Consider the following 16,663-nt stretch of genomic DNA (forward strand, 5'->3'; position numbering starts at 1 on the left):
TCTGCAGCCTCCCGCCGGACGACGATTGAGGACGAACGTGCTGATTGCCGGGTTCCCGGCCGGGGCCTGGGGGACCAACTGTTACGTGGTCGCCCCCGCCGCCGGCGAGGAGTGCGTCATCATCGACCCGGGCCACCAGGCCACCCAGGGCGTCGAGGAGATGCTGAAGAAGCACCGGCTCAAGCCCGTGGCGGTCGTCCTGACCCACGGCCACATCGATCATGTGGCCTCGGTCGTTCCGGTGTGCGGAGCACACGACGTACCGGCCTGGATCCACCCCGAGGACCGCTACATGATGAGCGACCCGGAGAAGGCCCTCGGCCGCTCGATCGGCATGCCGCTCATGGGCGAGCTGACCGTCGGCGAGCCGGACGACGTCCGCGAGCTGACCGACGGCGCGGGCCTGAAGCTGGCCGGAATGGACTTCTCCGTCGCCCACGCCCCGGGCCATACCAGGGGGTCGGTGACGTTCCGGATGCCCGAGCTGGCCGACATCCCGCCGGTCTTCTTCTCGGGCGACCTGCTCTTCGCCGGCTCCATCGGCCGCACCGACCTGCCCGGCGGCTCCCACGCCGAGATGCTCGAATCGCTGGGCCGCGTGTGCCTGCCGCTCGACGACTCGACCGTGGTGCTGTCCGGCCACGGCCCCCAGACCACCATCGGCCGCGAGCGCGCGACCAACCCGTACCTGCGGGAGGTCGCCGCCGGCCTGGCAGCGGACCCGAAAGCCGCTCCACGACGAGGAATGTGACGAGAGTTTCCGTGAGCACTTTTCAGGCCCCCAAGGGCACGTACGACCTGCTGCCGCCCCGGTCCGCGACCTTCCTCGCGGTCCGCGAGGCGATCGCCGCGCCGCTGAGGAACTCGGGCTACGGGTACGTCGAGACCCCCGGCTTCGAGAACGTCGAGCTGTTCTCCCGCGGAGTCGGCGAGTCCACCGACATCGTGAGCAAGGAGATGTACACCCTCACCACGAAGGGCGGCGACCAGCTCGCCCTGCGCCCCGAAGGCACCGCCTCCGTGCTGCGCGCCGCGCTCCAGGGCAACCTGCACAAGGCCGGCCTGCTGCCCGTCAAGCTCTGGTACTCGGGCTCGTACTACCGCTACGAGCGGGCGCAGAAGGGCCGTTACCGCCACTTCTCGCAGGTCGGCGCCGAGGCGATCGGTGCCGAGGACCCGGCGCTCGACGCCGAGCTGATCATCCTGGCCGACCAGGCCTACCGCGCGCTGGGCCTGCGCAACTTCCGGATCCTGCTCAACTCGCTGGGCGACAAGGAGTGCCGTCCCGTCTACCGGGAGGCCCTGCAGGCGTTCCTCGGCGGGCTGGACCTGGACGAGGACACCGTCCGCCGGGCCGAGATCAACCCGCTGCGCGTCCTCGACGACAAGCGGGAGTCCGTACAGGCGCAGCTGGTCGGCGCGCCGATGCTGCGCGACTACCTGTGCGACGCGTGCAAGGCGTACCACGAGGAGGTGCGGGCGCTCGTGACGGCGGCCGGCGTCGTCTTCGAGGACGACGAGAAGCTGGTGCGCGGGCTGGACTACTACACCCGGACCACCTTCGAGTTCGTCCACGACGGCCTGGGCTCGCAGTCCGCGGTGGGCGGCGGCGGCCGCTACGACGGGCTGTCCGAGATGATCGGCGGACCGGCCCTGCCGTCCGTGGGCTGGGCGCTGGGCGTGGACCGCACCGTGCTGGCGCTGGAGGCGGAGGGCGTGTCCCTGGACATCCCCGCCGCGACCTCGGTCTTCGCGGTGGCCCTGGGCGAGGAGGCCCGCCGGGTCCTGTTCGGCAAGGTCACCGAGCTCCGCAGGGCGGGCGTCGCCGCGGACTTCTCCTTCGGGGGCAAGGGCCTCAAGGGTGCGATGAAGGACGCGAACCGGTCGGGGGCGCGGTTCGCCGTCGTCGCCGGCGAGCGGGACCTGGCCGAAGGCCTCGTCCAGCTCAAGGACATGGAGTCCGGCGAGCAGGGAACCGTGCCGCTGGCCGACCTCGTCGACACCGTCCGGGCCCGCCTGGCCTGACGGCCACCGCCGCCGACGGGGCGGGGACGGGGCGCCGCCGCGGCGTGCGCCCCGTCCCCGCCCCGGTCCGTTTCCCCGGGGCGGCGCGGTCGGGTGACGGCGCCGCCCCTGATCCGACCGACACGACCTAGAGCAGCCCGTGGCGCATGGCCGTCGTCACCGCCGCCGTGCGGTCGGTGACCTCCAGCTTGCCGAACACCCGCAGCAGGTGCGTCTTGACCGTGGATTCCGCCACGAACAGCCGGCGGCCGATCTCCGCGTTCGTCGCCCCCTCCGCGACCAGGCGAAGCACCGCCACCTCGCGCTCCGACAGCCGCGGCCGCTCCGAACGGGTGCGCAGCCGGTCGACCAGGCGGCCCGCCACCGAGGGGGCCAGGACGGTCTCGCCGCGCACGGCCGCCCGGACCGCCTCCGCCAGTTCCGCCCGGGCCATGTCCTTCAGCAGGTAGCCCGCCGCGCCCGCCTCCACCGCGCGCAGGATGTCCCGGTCGTTCTCGTACGTCGTCAGGACCACCACCCGCACCGGCAGTCCCGCCGCGGTGATCCGGGCGATGGACTCGACGCCGTCGCCGCCCGGCATCCGCAGGTCCATCAGGATCAGGTCGAGCTCCGGGACCAGGTCCGCGGCCAGCGCCTCGGCCTGCGGGCCGTTGGCCGCCTCCGCGACGACCTCCAGGTCCGGCTCGGCGCTGAGCATGCCGCGCAGGCCCTCGCGCACCACGGGGTGGTCGTCGGCCAGCAGGATGCGGATCATGTCGTACGGCTCCTCAGCGGATCGGGAGGGTGACGGTGACGGTGGTGCCCCCGGGCACCGCGCTGGCGACCGAGGCCGTGCCGCCGGCCTCCGCGGCGCGGGCGGACAGGCCCCGCAGGCCGTAGCCGGGGGAGGGGACGGCCGGGTCGAAACCGCGCCCGGCGTCGCGGACCGTCACCGTCAGGGCGGACGGACCGTAGGCCAGCGACACGGTCGCCGCGGCGCCCGCCCCGGCATGCTTCGCGGCGTTCGCCAGGGACTCCTGGCAGGTGCGCAGCGCCACGACCTCCAGGCCCGGGGGCAGCGGTCGCACCGCCCCGGTCACGGAGACGGCCGCCGGCGGGTCGTGCCGGGCGGCGAGGCGGCGTACCGCCTCGGGCAGCGAGCCCGCGTCGAGATCGGCGGGACCGCCGCCGGAGACCAGGGCGCGGGCCTCGGCCAGGTTCTGCCGGGCCGTCGCCTCCATCAGCTCCAGGTGGCGGCGGGCCTGCGCGGGGTCGGCGGCGAGCTCCGACTGCACCGCCTGGGCCAGCATCAGCAGGCTGGTGAAGCCCTGGGCGAGGGTGTCGTGGATCTCGCGGGACATCCGCTCCCGCTCGGCGAGCGCGCCGCGCTCGGCGGACAGCCGGGCCACCTCCTCGCGGCTGGACTCCAGTTCGGCTATCAGCCCGGCCCGGCCCGTGCTCTGCTCGATTATCCGGATGATCCAGGCGCCGAAGAACGAGGAGAAGGTGAAGGTCGCGACGGCGGACACGGAGTTGAGGAAGAGCACGTACCCCTCGGGCCGCCACAGCAGCCCCCACCCCGCGACCGGCACCAGGGTCAGCGCCGCCATCGACAGCACCGCCCGGCGCAGCCGCACCAGCATGAAGAAGTGCGGGGCGAGCGCGAAGGTGATCAGCCGGGTCTCGCCGACCAGGCACGCGGCCGGCAGGAACAGCAGCAGCGCCACGTTCAGGTAGCGGGCCGCCGCGGCCGGCCGCGCCCCCGGGTCCGCCAGGAGCAGCGGCCGGCCGGCCCACAGGTACCAGGGGACCAGCAGGGCCAGCAGGCCGAGGGCGGGGATCCGGTAGTGCAGCGAGGGGAAGTCGGCGCCCACGACGAAGACCGCGGTCGCCAGCCACACCACGCCGAAGTACGCGTCCCACGGCAGGAACGCCCGGTCCCACACGTGGGGCTCGCGCGCTCCCGCCGTCCGCGTGAAGCCGCTCAGCCGTCGCGACGGTTCTTCCACTTGAAGGTCAGCAGGCACAGGACCAATCCTCCGACGACCCAGGCCCCGAGAACCAGGGCCGTCTTGCCGTACTCCCAGCTGCCGGCCTGTTCCAGGACGGCGGCCGATTCGGGCAGGAACACCCCGCGCAGACCCTGGCACATCCACTTCAGCGGGAACAGCGCCCCGACGGTCAGGAGCCAGTCGGGGATCTGGTTGACCGGGATGAAGACCCCGGAGACGAACTGCAGGATCAGGAACGGCAGGACCACGACGGAGCTGGCGCTCCTGCCGGACTTGGGCAGGCTGCTGATGGCGATGCCCAGCAGGGCGCACCCGGCCAGGCCCAGGGCGAAGATCCAGCCGAAGGTCAGCCACTTGGAGAGGGAGGACGGCAGTTCGAGACCGAACAGGGTGGAGCCGACCAGCAGCAGGATCGCGGTCTCGGCGAGCCCGGTGGCCAGCACCATCCAGACCTTGCCCAGGAAGTACGCCGCCGGGGGCATCGGGGTCCCGCGCAGCCGGCGCAGCACCTTCTCGTCCCGCTCGACGGCGATGGAGATGCCGAGCGACTGGAAGCTGGTGGACATGATGCCGGCGGCGACCATGCCCGCCGCGTAGAGCTGGGAGGCGGTGATCCCCGTGCCCTCCAGGCTGCCGCTGAAGATCGAGGCGAACAGCGCGAGGAAGACGATCGGGAAGGCGAAGGTGAAGATCACCGCGTCGCGCTGGCGGACGAACTGCCGGATCTCCAGAGCTCCGCGGCTCAGCCCCAGCGCCCACGCGCCGGGCAGGGCCGCGGCCGTGCGCGCGACCGGGTCCGCGGTTCCGGCGACGTCGGTGTCGGGGGTCGTGTTCCGGCTCATCGGGCTTCCTCCGGCTGAGGGGCCGGCTCGGTGCCGGGCCCGGCGAGCTGTCCGGTGAGGCGCAGGTACACGTCCTCCAGGGTGGGGCGGGTGATCCTCAGCCCCGGGATCTCGCCGTCGAAGCGGGCCGTCAGCTCCGCGACCGTACGGGTGGGGGTCTGCGTCCGCAGGCTGCGCCCGGAACCGTCGGCCTCCGTCCACGCGACGGTGGCGCCGGTGCCGAACCGGGCCCGCAGCTCCGCCGGCTCGCCCTCGGCGACGACCTTGCCGCGCGCGATCACGGCGAGGCGGTCGGCGAGCGCCTCGGCCTCCTCCAGGTAGTGGGTGGTGAGCACGATGGTGGTGCCCGCCCCCGCCAGCAGCCGGATCAGGTCCCAGAACTGCCGCCGGGCCGCCGGGTCGAAGCCGGTGGTCGGCTCGTCCAGCAACAGCAGCTCCGGGTCGCCTATGACGCCCAGCGCCACGTCGAGCCGGCGCCGCTGACCGCCGGAGAGCCCCTTCACCCGGTGCTCCCGCTTCTGCTCCAGGCCGACGAGGGCGATCACCTCCGCCGGGTCGCGGGGCGCCGGGTAGTAGCGGGCGAAGTGCTCGACCGTCTCCCGCACCGTCAGCTCGGCGGGCGCCGACTCGTCCTGCCAGACGATGCCGACCCGCGAGCGCCAGGCCCGGTCGGCCCCGGCCGGGTCCGCGCCGAGCACGGACACCTCGCCGCCGTCCCGCTCCCGGTGGCCCTGGAGGATCTCCACCGTCGTGCTCTTGCCCGCCCCGTTGGGCCCGAGGAGGCCGAAGACCTCACCCGGGCGGATCGTCAGGTCCAGTCCGTCGACCGCGGTGACCTCGCCGTACTGCTTGCGAAGCCCCCGTACTTCCACCGCGTTCCGTGTCATGTCCCGAATGCTCCGCCGGAACCGCGGCCACCGGTCCCCCCGTGCGTACCGTCCTTATGTCCGTCGAACGGTGGACACACAGCCCCGTACGGCACAATGACCGGTGCTTGGTGACCTTGCAGATGCGGAGCGGGCGGTATGACGACACGACGTACGGACGCGGACACCGCCCCGGTGACGACGATCGGGGGCAGCCGGGCCCTGGCCCTGCTGCTGGTGATCACCGGGGCCGCGGGGCTGCTGGCCGCCTGGGTGATCACGATCGACAAGTTCAAGCTGCTGGAGGACCCGAACTTCACCCCGGGCTGCAGCCTGAACCCGGTCGTCTCCTGCGGCAACATCATGAAGAGCGACCAGGCGGCCGTCTTCGGCTTCCCGAACCCCATGCTCGGCCTGGTGGCCTACGGGATCGTCGTCTGCGTCGGCATGAGCCTGCTGGCGGGAGCCCGGTTCAACCGCTGGTACTGGCTCACGCTCAACGCGGGCACCCTCTTCGGCGTCGTCTTCTGCGCCTGGCTGACCTACCAGTCCCTGTACAACATCAACTCGCTGTGCCTCTGGTGCTCCCTGGCCTGGGTCGCCACGATCATCATGTTCTGGTACGTCACCTCGCACAACGTCCGCGAGGGGCTGCTGCCCGCGCCGGGCTGGCTGAGGGGCTTCTTCGCCGAGTTCACCTGGGTGCTGCCCGTCCTGCACATCGGGATCATCGGCATGCTGATCCTCACGCGCTGGTGGGACTTCTGGACCTCCTGAGCCGGGCGGCGCTGTCAGCGGGCTCGCATAGGCTTCCGGTGTGGAACCAGATCTCTTCACCGCCGCAGCCGAGGAACGCCAGGAAAAGGACCCGTCGAGCTCTCCGCTCGCCGTCCGGATGCGCCCGCGCACCCTGGACGAGGTGGTCGGCCAGCAGCACCTGCTGAAGCCCGGCTCCCCGCTGCGGCGCCTGGTCGGCGACGGCGCGGGCGGCCCCGCCGGCGCCTCGTCGGTGATCCTCTGGGGTCCGCCCGGCATCGGCAAGACCACCCTCGCGTACGTGGTGAGCCAGGCGACGCAGAAGCGGTTCGTGGAGCTGTCGGCCATCACCGCCGGCGTCAAGGAGGTCCGTGCGGTCATCGAGGGCGCCCGGCGCGCGGCCGGCGGCTACGGCAAGGAGACCGTCCTCTTCCTCGACGAGATCCACCGCTTCAGCAAGGCGCAGCAGGACTCGCTGCTCCCGGCCGTGGAGAACCGCTGGGTGACGCTGATCGCGGCCACCACGGAGAACCCGTACTTCTCGATCATCTCCCCCCTGCTGTCGCGCTCGCTGCTGCTGACGCTGGAACCGCTGACGGACGAGGACCTGAGCGCCCTGATGCGGCGGGCGCTGACCGAGGAGCGGGGCCTCGGCGGAGCGGTGACCCTGCCCGCCGACGCGGAGGCCCACCTGCTGCGGATCGCGGGCGGCGACGCCCGGCGGGCGCTGACGGCGCTGGAGGCGGGGGCCGGGTCGGCCATCGCCAAGGGCGAGGAGGAGATCACCCTCGAAACCGTCGAGGAGGCCGTCGACCGGGCGGCCGTGCGCTACGACCGCGACGGCGACCAGCACTACGACGTGGCGAGCGCCCTCATCAAGTCGATCCGCGGCTCCGACGTGGACGCGGCGCTGCACTACCTGGCCCGGATGATCGACGCGGGGGAGGACCCCCGGTTCATCGCCCGGCGCCTGATGATCTCCGCGAGCGAGGACATCGGGCTGGCGGACCCGACGGCCCTGCCGCTCGCCGTGGCCGCGGCCCAGGCGGTGGCCATGATCGGCTTCCCCGAGGCCGCCCTGACCCTCTCCCACGCGACCATCGCCCTGGCCCTGGCCCCCAAGTCGAACACCGCGACCACCGCGATCGGCGCGGCGCTCGCCGACGTACGGGCGGGCCTGGCCGGTTCGGTCCCGACGCACCTGCGGGACGGGCACTACAAGGGCGCGGCCAAGCTGGGGCACGCGCAGGGGTACGTCTACCCGCACGACGTGCCGGGCGCCATCGCCGCCCAGCAGTACGCACCGGACGAGATCCACGGCAAGCGGTACTACGAGCCGACCCGCTACGGGGCCGAGGCGCGCTACGCCGACGTGGTGGAGAAGGTGCGGGAGCGGCTGCGCGGCGGCTCCTGACGCGGTCGCCCCCGGTGCGGCCCGGCGGGCGGCGGCCTAGGCTCCGGCCATGGGACGTCGTGCTCCGCTCACCGCCGCGACGACGGCGCTGCTGCTGGCCGCGACCGGATGCCACCACGGCGACGCCGAGGGGGACCGGGCCGGCGCCGCGGCCCTGGTCCGGCGCGTGCCGCTGGCCGGTCCGGGCTTCCCGCCGGACGCCGCGACCGCCAGGACCCTGCTGGCCGGGCTCACGGTCGAGTGGGGGAAGAACTGGCAGACGTACAAGCGGGAGAACTTCGGCCGCACCTGGTCGGACGAGACCGACGCCGTCGGCGGGCGCAACGGCTGCGACACCCGCGACGACGTACTGCGCCGGGACCTCCAGGAGCTCCGCGAGGGGGACCGCAACCCCTGCGTCGTCCTGTCCGGCGTCCTGCTCGACCCGTACACCGGCAAGCGGCTCCCCTATACCTACCGGCGGGCCTCGCAGATCCAGACCGACCACGTCGTCGCGCTCGGCGCCGCCTGGCGGGGCGGCGCGTACGCCTGGACCCCGCAGCGCCGGCTGGAGTACGCCAACGACCTCGACGTCCTGCTCGCCGTGGACAAGCAGACCAACTACGACAAGGGCAGCAAGACCGCCGACAAGTGGAAGCCGCCGCTCACCACGTACTGGTGCACGTACGCGCGCCGCTACACCGGCATCAAGGCCAAGTACCGGCTCTCCGTCACCGCTCCCGAGAAGCTCGCGCTCCAGGAGATGCTGGCCACCTGCCGCTGAGGGCCGGAACGGCTCAGGCCTTGTCTAGTGGGAGGCCGCCGAGAAGAGGGTGTGCATCGCCCGGCGCAGGCCGCAGATGTCCGTCACGGGGTCCGGGAAGTCGAAGCGGGCGTCGAAGGAGCCGGCCGCGCCGCCGGTGAAGCGCACGCGCAGGCCGAGCCGGTCCAGGGCCAGCGGGACGGCGGTCATGCCGTCCGCCTCGCGCGCGCCCAGCAGTCCGCACAGCTCGCCGAGCCGGTCGCCGTGGGCCGAGTGGAGGTGCTGGAGCAGCTCGCTCTCGTGCGCCACCATCGGGTCCGGCTCCGCCTCGGCCAGGTCCTCCGGCTCCACGTGCTCGGCGCCCCACAGGTCGTCCACCGAGATCTCGCCGATCTCCAGGCGCAGCAGCATCCACGCCGGACGCCCGGTGTACGGGGCGTCCAGGGACTCCGACATCCCCAGCAGCTCGCCCACCGGGTGGCGCTCGGCGAGCAGCGCCGCACACGCCGCGCGCTCGTCCCCGCGCACCGCGGTCAGCCACCCGGCCAGCCACGCACGGCCTCGGATACGATGGGGCACGGACACCGGCGCCACATCCGTGATCTCGATCACGGCGGTGAGGTCGTCGTCCTGGGCGTGAGCGGCTGCCCTGGCAGCCGCGGATTCCCCGGAAACAAGGAGAATCACGTCCCCGTCCGGGGTGACGGTCCGAGCGGCCGGCATTCCCGTCCCGAACTCCGTCGGCTCGTGACTGTCGTGAGCACCCGGCAGAGTGAGGGATACTGAGGCGTTGGACTCTACGAGGGTTCGTACGCGTTCGGCTCCGGTGAGCTGCCGAACGCCTTCCCTGGGACGCGGCTGACCTTGCTTATCGTCGTCGAAAGCAGATTCCGTTTCGTTGGAATCTGAACTTCGACGCGCACTGGGCAGGGGGATCCCATGTGGTCGAGACATTACGTCCTCCTCGCTAAGGTAAGCCTCACCTAACTTACATGGAGGTAGGTTCCACGTGAACCAGAAGCGACCCAAGGTCAAGAAGTCGCGTGCCCTCGGCATTGCGCTGACCCCGAAGGCCGTCAAGTACTTCGAGGCCCGCCCCTACCCGCCGGGCGAGCACGGCCGTGGCCGCAAGCAGAACTCGGACTACAAGGTTCGTCTGCTGGAGAAGCAGCGTCTGCGCGCTCAGTACGACATCTCTGAGCGTCAGATGGCCCGCGCGTACGACCGCGCGAAGAAGGCCGAAGGCAAGACGGGCGAGGCGCTGGTCGTCGAGCTCGAGCGTCGCCTCGACGCCCTGGTCCTGCGTTCGGGCATCGCCCGCACCATCTACCAGGCCCGCCAGATGGTCGTTCACGGCCACATCGAGGTCAACGGCGACAAGGTCGACAAGCCGTCGTTCCGCGTCCGTCCGGACGACGTCATCACGGTGCGCGAGCGCAGCCGCGAGAAGGTTCCGTTCCAGGTTGCCCGTGAGGGTGGCTACGCAGGCGAGGGCGAGACCCCGCGCTACCTGCAGGTCAACCTGAAGGCCCTGGCCTTCCGCCTGGACCGCGACCCGAACCGCAAGGAAATCCCGGTCATCTGCGACGAGCAGCTGGTCGTCGAGTACTACGCCCGCTGATGCAGGCGTAGCCCTCACAGGCTGGTCGAAGCCCGCCGTCCCCTCCGGGGGGCGGCGGGTTTTCCCGTACCCGGCCCCGCCCCTCCCCGCCTCCCCGTCGCGGCCCGCTACGGCTGGTCCGCCGCCGCCCGGCGCGACACCCGGGACCCCCGCGCGCCGCCGCGCCAGGCCGGGCGCGGCGCGGGGACCGTACCGCCCGGCTCCCCGGGGCCGCGCAGCGCGCGCACCACCAGCGCCTCCCGGCTCAGCACCCGCCCCTCGGCCGCGTACGCCGCGAAGCGCTCGGCGCCCAGCAGTTCGCCGGCCCGCTCCCGGCACATCAGCCGCGGCGCGTTGAAGTACCCCGAGCCGAACAGCTGGAGCCCCACCCCTCCCCACATCGGCTCCGCCGCGCCCTGGAGCACGGCGGCCTCCACCGGATCGCCCTCCGCGACCGTCACCAGGGCCAGCAGCTCCAGCGCCAGCACCAGCCCCACCAGGTCGTGGAACGCGTGGTTGATCGCCACGCACTCCGCCAGCAGCCGCCGCGCCTCGGCCGTGCCCCCCGCGTCCAGGGCCGCGTAGGCGAGGACGTACAGGGCGTACGCCTTCGTCCAGCGCTCCCCGCGCTCCTCGCAGATCTCCCGCACCTCGCCGCACAGCGTCGCCGCGCCCGCCAGGTCCCCCTGGAAGGCCAGCGCCATCGCCAGCTCCACCTGGCACATCAGTACGTTGCTGTTCAGCTCCCCGGCCGCCCGGTACCGTTCCAGCGCACCGCCCAGCAGCTCCCCGGCCCGCGTCATGTCGTCCGAGACCAGTGCCAGGCAGCCCAGCCGGTGCACCGCGTAGGCGGCCGCCACCGCGTTGTCCGTCCGGGCCGCCGCGTCCCGGCACTCGTACAGGGCGCTCATCGAGGCCACCGCGTCCCCCTGCAGGGCCGCCACGTAGCCGAGCACCCACAGCGCCTTCAGCCGCGAGGCCTCGTACTCCACCGGCCGCTCGGCCGCCTCCAGGGACCGGTCGAGCCAGTGCCGGCCCTCGGTGAGCCGGCCGCAGCCCGCCCAGTAGAACCACAGGGTGCCCGCCAGGTACTGGCCCAGGTGCGCCTCGTCCGGCTCGTCCAGGCAGCACTCCAGCGCGAGCCGCAGGTTCGGCAGCTCCGCCTCCACCAGCGCGGCCACCGCCTCCTGGCGCGGGCTGAACCAGTCCAGCTCGCACCAGGTGGCCAGCCCCATGTACCAGTCCCGGTGCCGCCGCCGCAGCCGCCCGGCGTCGCCGAGCGACTCCAGCCAGCCCGCGCCGTACGCCCGTACGGTCTCCAGCATCCGGTAGCGCACACCGGCCGGGGTCTCCTCCCGCACCAGCAGGGACTGGGCCAGGAGCTGTCCGACCAGGTCCAGCACGTCGTCCGCGTGCAGGTCCGGCCCCGCACACACGTACTCGGCGGCGTCGAGGTCGAACTGCCCGGCGAACACCGACAGCCGCGCCCACATCAGCCGCTCCGCGGCGGTGCACAGCTCGTGGCTCCAGCCGATGGCCGTGCGCAGCGCCCGGTGCCGGGGGAGTCCTCCGCGGGCCCCGCCCGTCAGCAGCGCGAAACGGTCCTCCAGCCGCGCCAGCACCTGCTCCGGCGACAGGGTCCGCAGCCGGCCCGCCGCCAGTTCCAGGGCGAGCGGGATCCCGTCGAGGCGGGCGCACAGCTCGACCAGCGCGGCCCGGTTCGCCCCGGTCACCGCGAAGGCCGGATCGGCCGCCCGGAGCCGCTCGGCCAGCAGCGCGAGGGCCTCCTCGGGGGCCGGCGGGGCCAGCGGGAAGGCCCGCTCCCCGTCCAGGTCCAGCGGCCGGCGGCCCGCCGCCAGCACCCGCAGGCCGGGACAGGCGCGCAGCAGCTCCCGTACCAGGGCGGCGGTCTCGTCCACCAGCTGCTCGAAGCCGTCCAGGACCAGCAGCAGCCGGCGCCCGGCCAGATGCGCGGCCAGCACGGCCCGCGGCGGCCGGGTGGTGTGGTCGGTCAGCCCGAGGGCCTCGGCGACGGCGACCTCCAGCAGTGCCGGGTCGCGCACGGAGGCCAGCTCGGCCAGCCACACGCCGTCGCAGTGGCGTTCCTGCCCCGCGTCCGCCGCGGAGCGGGCCGCCGCGAGCACCAGCCGGGACTTGCCCACCCCGCCCACGCCGGTCACCGTGACGAGCCGCGAGGACTCCAGGAGACGGCCCAGCCCGGCGAGTTCGCCACCCCGCCCGACGAATCGGCCCAGCTCCGAGGGAAGATTGCCCCGGGCGGTGTTTCGTAGGGGTCTGTGTCGCATGGGACACGGAGGGTACTGCTCACGGAGCTCTGCGTACAAGGCGCTCGCGCCGCCGCCGGTATTCCGGTATGGGCGGGGATCTCCGGCGCGATAGGGTCGTAAGGCCATTGGCGGATCCAGTGGCCGGCAGTCCGAGTACAGACAGAGAGCGGTGTGACGTGTCCGGTGGAGAGGTGGCCGGAATCCTCGTGGCCGTCTTCTGGGCCATCCTGGTGTCCTTCCTCGCCGTCGTGCTGGTGAGACTGGCCCAGGTGCTCAAGGCGACCGGCAAGCTGGTGGCCGAGGTGACCGAGCAGGCGGTACCGCTGCTGGCCGACGCCTCCACGACGGTCCGCTCCGCGCGCACCCAGCTCGACCGGGTCGACGCGATCGCGAGCGACGTCCAGGAGGTCACCTCCAACGCCTCCGCCCTGTCCTCCACGGTGGCTTCCGCCTTCGGCGGGCCGCTGGTCAAGGTCGCGGCCTTCGGCTACGGGGTGCGCAAGGCACTGGGCAAGACCGACCCGGCACCGGCCGGGGCGCCGCGCAAGACATCCCGGCGTACCGTGATCGTCGGCCGTACGGTGCCGTCGGCCCGGCGCCGGAAGCAGAAGGGCTGAGACTCCGATGTTCCGCCGAGCCTTCTGGTTCACCGCCGGCGCAGCCGCCGGCGTGTGGGCCACCACCAAGGTCAACCGCCGCCTCAAGAAGCTGACGCCGGAGAGCCTCGCCGCCCAGGCCGCGGACAAGGCCGTGGAAGCGGGGCACCGCCTCAAGGACTTCGCCCTCGACGTCAAGGCGGGAATGACGCAGCGCGAGGACGAGCTGAACGACGCACTGGGGCTCCACCAGGATCCCGACCGGCCCGACAACGTCACCGCCCTGCCCGGGCCGCGGCGGCTGCGGGCCATCGAGCCCGACCAGCACGACAAGACCACCGAACGACCGAAGTTTTCGTACAACCGGAATGAGGACCACTGATGGAGTCGGCTGAAATCCGCCGCCGCTGGCTGAGCTTCTTCGAGGAGCGCGGTCACGCCGTTGTCCCTTCGGCGTCGCTCATCGCGGACGACCCGACTCTGCTGCTGGTGCCCGCGGGCATGGTCCCGTTCAAGCCGTACTTCCTCGGCGAGGTCAAGCCGCCCGCGCCCCGGCTCACCAGCGTGCAGAAGTGCGTGCGCACGCCGGACATCGAAGAGGTCGGCAAGACCACCCGCCACGGCACGTTCTTCCAGATGTGCGGCAACTTCTCCTTCGGGGACTACTTCAAGGAAGGCGCCATCCAGTACGCCTGGGAGCTGCTCACCAGCTCCGTGGCGGACGGCGGCTACGGCCTGGAGCCCGAGAAGCTCTGGATCACCGTCTACCTCGACGACGACGAGGCCGAGCAGATCTGGCGCGAGAAGATCGGCGTCCCCGCCGAGCGCATCCAGCGCCTGGGCAAGAAGGACAACTTCTGGTCCATGGGCGTCCCCGGCCCCTGCGGTCCGTGCTCGGAGATCAACTACGACCGCGGCCCCGAGTTCGGCGTCGAGGGCGGCCCGGCCGTCAACGACGAGCGCTACGTGGAGATCTGGAACCTGGTCTTCATGCAGTACGAGCGCGGCGCCGGCGACGGGAAGGACGACTTCCCGATCCTCGGCGACCTGCCGTCGCAGAACATCGACACCGGTCTCGGCCTCGAACGCCTCGCGATGATCCTGCAGGGCGTGCAGAACATGTACGAGACCGACACCCTGCGCGTGGTCATGGACAAGGCCACCGAGCTGACCGGCGTGCGCTACGGCGCCGCCCAGGGTACGGACGTCTCGCTGCGCGTGGTCGCCGACCACATCCGCACCTCGGCCATGCTCATCGGCGACGGCGTGACCCCCGGCAACGAGGGCCGCGGCTACGTGCTGCGCCGCATCATGCGCCGCGCCATCCGCAACATGCGCCTCATGGGTGCCACCGGGCCGGTCGTCCAGGAGCTCATCGGCGTCGTGGTCGACACCATGGGCCTCCAGTACCCGGAGCTCGTCACCGACCGCAAGCGCATCGAGACCGTCGCTCTCGCCGAGGAGGCCGCGTTCCTCAAGGCCGTCAAGGGCGGCACGAACATCCTCGACACCGCCATCACCGAGACCAAGGCCACCGGCGGCACGGTCCTCGCGGGCGACAAGGCGTTCCTGCTCCACGACACCTGGGGCTTCCCGATCGACCTGACCCTGGAGATGGCCGCCGAACAGGGCCTCTCCGTGGACGAGGACGGCTTCCGCCGCCTCATGCAGCAGCAGCGCGACCAGGCCAAGGCCGACGCCAAGGCCAAGAAGACCGGCCACGCGGACATGTCCGCCTACCGGCAGATCGCCGACGGCTCCGGCGCCACCGAGTTCACCGGCTACGCCACCACCCAGGGCGAGTCCACCATCGTCGGCCTGCTGGTCAACGGCGTCTCCTCGCCCGCGGCCTCCGAGGGCGACGACGTCGAGGTCGTCCTCGACCGCACCCCCTTCTACGCCGAGGGCGGCGGCCAGCTCGCCGACCAGGGCCGCATCAAGCTCGACTCCGGCGCCGTCATCGTCGTCCGCGACGTGCAGCAGCCGGTTCCCGGCGTCTCCGTGCACAAGGGTTCCGTCCAGGTGGGCGAGGTGACGGTGGGCGCCTCCGCGTACGCCGCCATCGACATCCACCGCCGCCGGGCCATCGCCCGGGCCCACTCGGCCACCCACCTGACGCACCAGGCGCTGCGCGACGCGCTCGGCCCGACGGCCGCCCAGGCCGGATCCGAGAACTCGCCGGGCCGCTTCCGCTTCGACTTCGGCTCCCCGAACGCCGTCCCCGGCTCGGTGCTGACCGACGTCGAGCAGAAGATCAACGACGTGCTCTCCCGCGAGCTCGACGTGACCGCCGAGATCATGAGCATCGACGAGGCGAAGAAGCAGGGCGCCATCGCCGAGTTCGGCGAGAAGTACGGCGAGCGCGTGCGCGTCGTGACCATCGGCGACTTCTCCAAGGAGCTGTGCGGCGGCACCCACGTCGGCAACACCGCCCAGCTGGGCCTGGTGAAGCTGCTCGGCGAGTCCTCCATCGGCTCCGGCGTGCGCCGCGTCGAGGCCCTGGTCGGCGTGGACGCGTACAACTTCCTCGCCAAGGAGCACACGGTCGTCGCCCAGCTCCAGGAGCTGGTCAAGGGGCGTCCGGAGGAGCTGCCGGAGAAGATCGCCTCCATGCTCGGCAAGCTGAAGGACGCCGAGAAGGAGATCGAGAAGTTCCGCGCGGAGAAGGTCCTCCAGGCCGCCGCCGGCCTCGCCGCCGGTGCCCAGGACGTACGCGGCGTCGCCGTGGTCACCGGCCGGGTGCCGGACGGCACCGGCGCCGACGACCTGCGCAAGCTGGTCCTCGACGTCCGCGGCCGCATCCAGGGCGACCGCCCGGTCGTCGTGGCCCTGTTCACCGTGGCGAACGACCGCCCGCTGACCGTCATCGCCACCAACGAGGCCGCCCGCGAGCGCGGTCTCAAGGCCGGTGACCTGGTTCGCGCCGCCGCCAAGACCCTCGGCGGCGGAGGCGGCGGCAAGCCGGACGTCGCCCAGGGCGGCGGCCAGGACCCGGCCGCCGTCGGCGACGCCATCGCCGCCGTCGAGCGCATCGTGGGCGAGACCGCCTGATGACGCTGCGCCGTGGCCGCCGGCTCGCCGTCGATGTCGGGGACGCCCGGATCGGGGTCGCCTCGTGCGACCCCGACGGGGTGCTCGCCACACCGGTGGAGACCGTGCCGGGCCGGGACATCCCCTTCGCCCACCGGCGGCTGCGGCAGCTCGTCGCGGAGTACGAACCCCTCGAAGTCGTGGTCGGCCTGCCCCGCTCGCTCAGCGGGCGGGAGGGGCCGGCCGCGGCCAAGGTGCGCGCCTTCGCGAACGAACTGGCCAGGGGCATCAAGCCGGTGACGGTGCGTCTGGTCGACGAGCGGATGACCACGGTCACCGCCGCCCAGGGCCTGCGGGCCTCGGGGAGGAACGCGAAGAAGGGCCGTTCGGTCATCGATCAGGCGGCCGCCGTGGTGATCCTGCAGAACGCGCTGGAGACCGAACGGGTATCAGGTAATCCGCCTGGCGAGTGCGTCGAAGTGGTTGTCTGATCGCGATACGGTAACGTTCCGC

The 16,663-nt window shown here is 72.4% G+C and carries 15 protein-coding genes and 1 pseudogene; 10 read left to right on the forward strand and 6 right to left on the reverse strand.

Annotation, left to right across the window (positions count from 1 at the left end):
- Nucleotides 1-37 precede the first annotated feature (37 nt).
- Together ACZ6S8_RS13730 and hisS are read left to right on the forward strand one after the other, a co-directional pair.
- The gene (locus ACZ6S8_RS13730; protein ID WP_469455303.1) at nt 38-751 is read left to right on the forward strand and encodes an MBL fold metallo-hydrolase; all 714 of its coding nucleotides are present in this window, start codon (nt 38-40) and stop codon (nt 749-751) included.
- Nucleotides 752-762: 11 nt separating this feature from the next.
- Nucleotides 763-2,025 (forward strand): histidine--tRNA ligase, encoded by a 1,263-nt coding sequence (gene hisS, locus ACZ6S8_RS13735; protein ID WP_469455304.1) that lies wholly within the window; start codon nt 763-765, stop codon nt 2,023-2,025.
- A gap of 127 nt (nt 2,026-2,152) precedes the next feature.
- Here hisS and ACZ6S8_RS13740 read toward each other — a convergent pair whose 3' ends face one another.
- The 4 genes and pseudogenes from ACZ6S8_RS13740 to ACZ6S8_RS13755 all read right to left on the reverse strand — a co-directional run.
- Nucleotides 2,153-2,779: a response regulator gene (locus ACZ6S8_RS13740; RefSeq protein WP_469455306.1), complete on the reverse strand. Its 627-nt coding sequence runs from the start codon at nt 2,777-2,779 to the stop codon at nt 2,153-2,155.
- Nucleotides 2,780-2,792: 13 nt separating this feature from the next.
- On the reverse strand, nt 2,793-4,031 hold the full coding sequence (locus ACZ6S8_RS13745; protein ID WP_469455308.1) for a sensor histidine kinase: 1,239 nt from the start codon (nt 4,029-4,031) through the stop codon (nt 2,793-2,795).
- Complete coding sequence (locus ACZ6S8_RS13750; RefSeq protein ID WP_469455310.1) at nt 3,989-4,858, reverse strand: ABC transporter permease; 870 nt, start codon at nt 4,856-4,858, stop codon at nt 3,989-3,991. The genes ACZ6S8_RS13745 and ACZ6S8_RS13750 overlap by 43 nt, the downstream gene beginning before the upstream one ends.
- A pseudogene (locus tag ACZ6S8_RS13755) lies at nt 4,855-5,688 on the reverse strand (ABC transporter ATP-binding protein); the annotation flags it as partial. The pseudogene ACZ6S8_RS13755 and the gene ACZ6S8_RS13750, both read right to left, overlap by 4 nt.
- 195 nt (nt 5,689-5,883) lie before the next feature.
- Here ACZ6S8_RS13755 and ACZ6S8_RS13760 point away from each other — a divergent pair.
- From ACZ6S8_RS13760 to ACZ6S8_RS13770, 3 genes are read left to right on the forward strand one after another with little or no spacing between them, the layout of a single operon-like run.
- On the forward strand, nt 5,884-6,501 hold the full coding sequence (locus tag ACZ6S8_RS13760; protein WP_469455312.1) for a vitamin K epoxide reductase family protein: 618 nt from the start codon (nt 5,884-5,886) through the stop codon (nt 6,499-6,501).
- A gap of 40 nt (nt 6,502-6,541) precedes the next feature.
- On the forward strand, nt 6,542-7,894 hold the full coding sequence (locus tag ACZ6S8_RS13765; RefSeq protein WP_469455314.1) for a replication-associated recombination protein A: 1,353 nt from the start codon (nt 6,542-6,544) through the stop codon (nt 7,892-7,894).
- Between the two features lie 49 nt (nt 7,895-7,943).
- Nucleotides 7,944-8,657, forward strand: coding sequence for an HNH endonuclease family protein (locus ACZ6S8_RS13770; protein WP_469455316.1), 714 nt, complete (start codon nt 7,944-7,946; stop codon nt 8,655-8,657).
- A 24-nt stretch (nt 8,658-8,681) separates the two neighbouring features.
- Here the strand turns inward: ACZ6S8_RS13770 and ACZ6S8_RS13775 are convergent, their stop codons facing one another.
- Nucleotides 8,682-9,590 (reverse strand): DUF2470 domain-containing protein, encoded by a 909-nt coding sequence (locus tag ACZ6S8_RS13775; RefSeq protein WP_469455318.1) that lies wholly within the window; start codon nt 9,588-9,590, stop codon nt 8,682-8,684.
- Between the two features lie 55 nt (nt 9,591-9,645).
- Between ACZ6S8_RS13775 and rpsD the strand changes: the two genes are divergently transcribed.
- Complete coding sequence (rpsD, locus tag ACZ6S8_RS13780; protein WP_008740451.1) at nt 9,646-10,257, forward strand: 30S ribosomal protein S4; 612 nt, start codon at nt 9,646-9,648, stop codon at nt 10,255-10,257.
- A 107-nt stretch (nt 10,258-10,364) separates the two neighbouring features.
- Here the strand turns inward: rpsD and ACZ6S8_RS13785 are convergent, their stop codons facing one another.
- On the reverse strand, nt 10,365-12,542 hold the full coding sequence (locus tag ACZ6S8_RS13785) for an ATP-binding protein (protein ID WP_469455320.1): 2,178 nt from the start codon (nt 12,540-12,542) through the stop codon (nt 10,365-10,367).
- A 158-nt stretch (nt 12,543-12,700) separates the two neighbouring features.
- Between ACZ6S8_RS13785 and ACZ6S8_RS13790 the strand changes: the two genes are divergently transcribed.
- Genes ACZ6S8_RS13790 through ruvX form a run of 4 tightly spaced genes read left to right on the forward strand, consistent with a single transcriptional unit; the run spans nt 12,701 to nt 16,641 of the window.
- Nucleotides 12,701-13,141 carry a DUF948 domain-containing protein gene (locus ACZ6S8_RS13790; RefSeq protein ID WP_383923293.1) on the forward strand — a complete coding sequence of 147 codons (441 nt, stop codon included), beginning with the start codon at nt 12,701-12,703 and terminating at the stop codon, nt 13,139-13,141.
- A 7-nt stretch (nt 13,142-13,148) separates the two neighbouring features.
- Nucleotides 13,149-13,502, forward strand: coding sequence for a DUF6167 family protein (locus ACZ6S8_RS13795; protein WP_469455322.1), 354 nt, complete (start codon nt 13,149-13,151; stop codon nt 13,500-13,502).
- On the forward strand, nt 13,502-16,171 hold the full coding sequence (gene alaS, locus ACZ6S8_RS13800) for an alanine--tRNA ligase (RefSeq protein WP_469455324.1): 2,670 nt from the start codon (nt 13,502-13,504) through the stop codon (nt 16,169-16,171). Before ACZ6S8_RS13795 ends, alaS begins: the two co-directional genes overlap by 1 nt.
- Nucleotides 16,171-16,641 (forward strand): Holliday junction resolvase RuvX, encoded by a 471-nt coding sequence (gene ruvX / locus ACZ6S8_RS13805; RefSeq protein ID WP_469455326.1) that lies wholly within the window; start codon nt 16,171-16,173, stop codon nt 16,639-16,641. The genes alaS and ruvX overlap by 1 nt, the downstream gene beginning before the upstream one ends.
- Nucleotides 16,642-16,663: the final 22 nt, after the last annotated feature.

The organism is Streptomyces sp. NPDC048461, assembly GCF_055587105.1.

Coding starts and splice junctions, on each gene's coding strand:
- ACZ6S8_RS13795 (WP_469455322.1), top strand. CDS start 13,149: ATGTTCCGCCGAGCCTTCTGGTTCACCGCCGGCGCAGCCGCCGGCGTG.
- ACZ6S8_RS13775 (WP_469455318.1), bottom strand. CDS start 9,590: ATGTCTCGACCACATGGGATCCCCCTGCCCAGTGCGCGTCGAAGTTCA.
- ACZ6S8_RS13770 (WP_469455316.1), top strand. CDS start 7,944: ATGGGACGTCGTGCTCCGCTCACCGCCGCGACGACGGCGCTGCTGCTG.
- ACZ6S8_RS13740 (WP_469455306.1), bottom strand. CDS start 2,779: ATGATCCGCATCCTGCTGGCCGACGACCACCCCGTGGTGCGCGAGGGC.
- ACZ6S8_RS13750 (WP_469455310.1), bottom strand. CDS start 4,858: ATGAGCCGGAACACGACCCCCGACACCGACGTCGCCGGAACCGCGGAC.
- ruvX (WP_469455326.1), top strand. CDS start 16,171: ATGACGCTGCGCCGTGGCCGCCGGCTCGCCGTCGATGTCGGGGACGCC.
- ACZ6S8_RS13760 (WP_469455312.1), top strand. CDS start 5,884: ATGACGACACGACGTACGGACGCGGACACCGCCCCGGTGACGACGATC.
- ACZ6S8_RS13785 (WP_469455320.1), bottom strand. CDS start 12,542: ATGCGACACAGACCCCTACGAAACACCGCCCGGGGCAATCTTCCCTCG.
- alaS (WP_469455324.1), top strand. CDS start 13,502: ATGGAGTCGGCTGAAATCCGCCGCCGCTGGCTGAGCTTCTTCGAGGAG.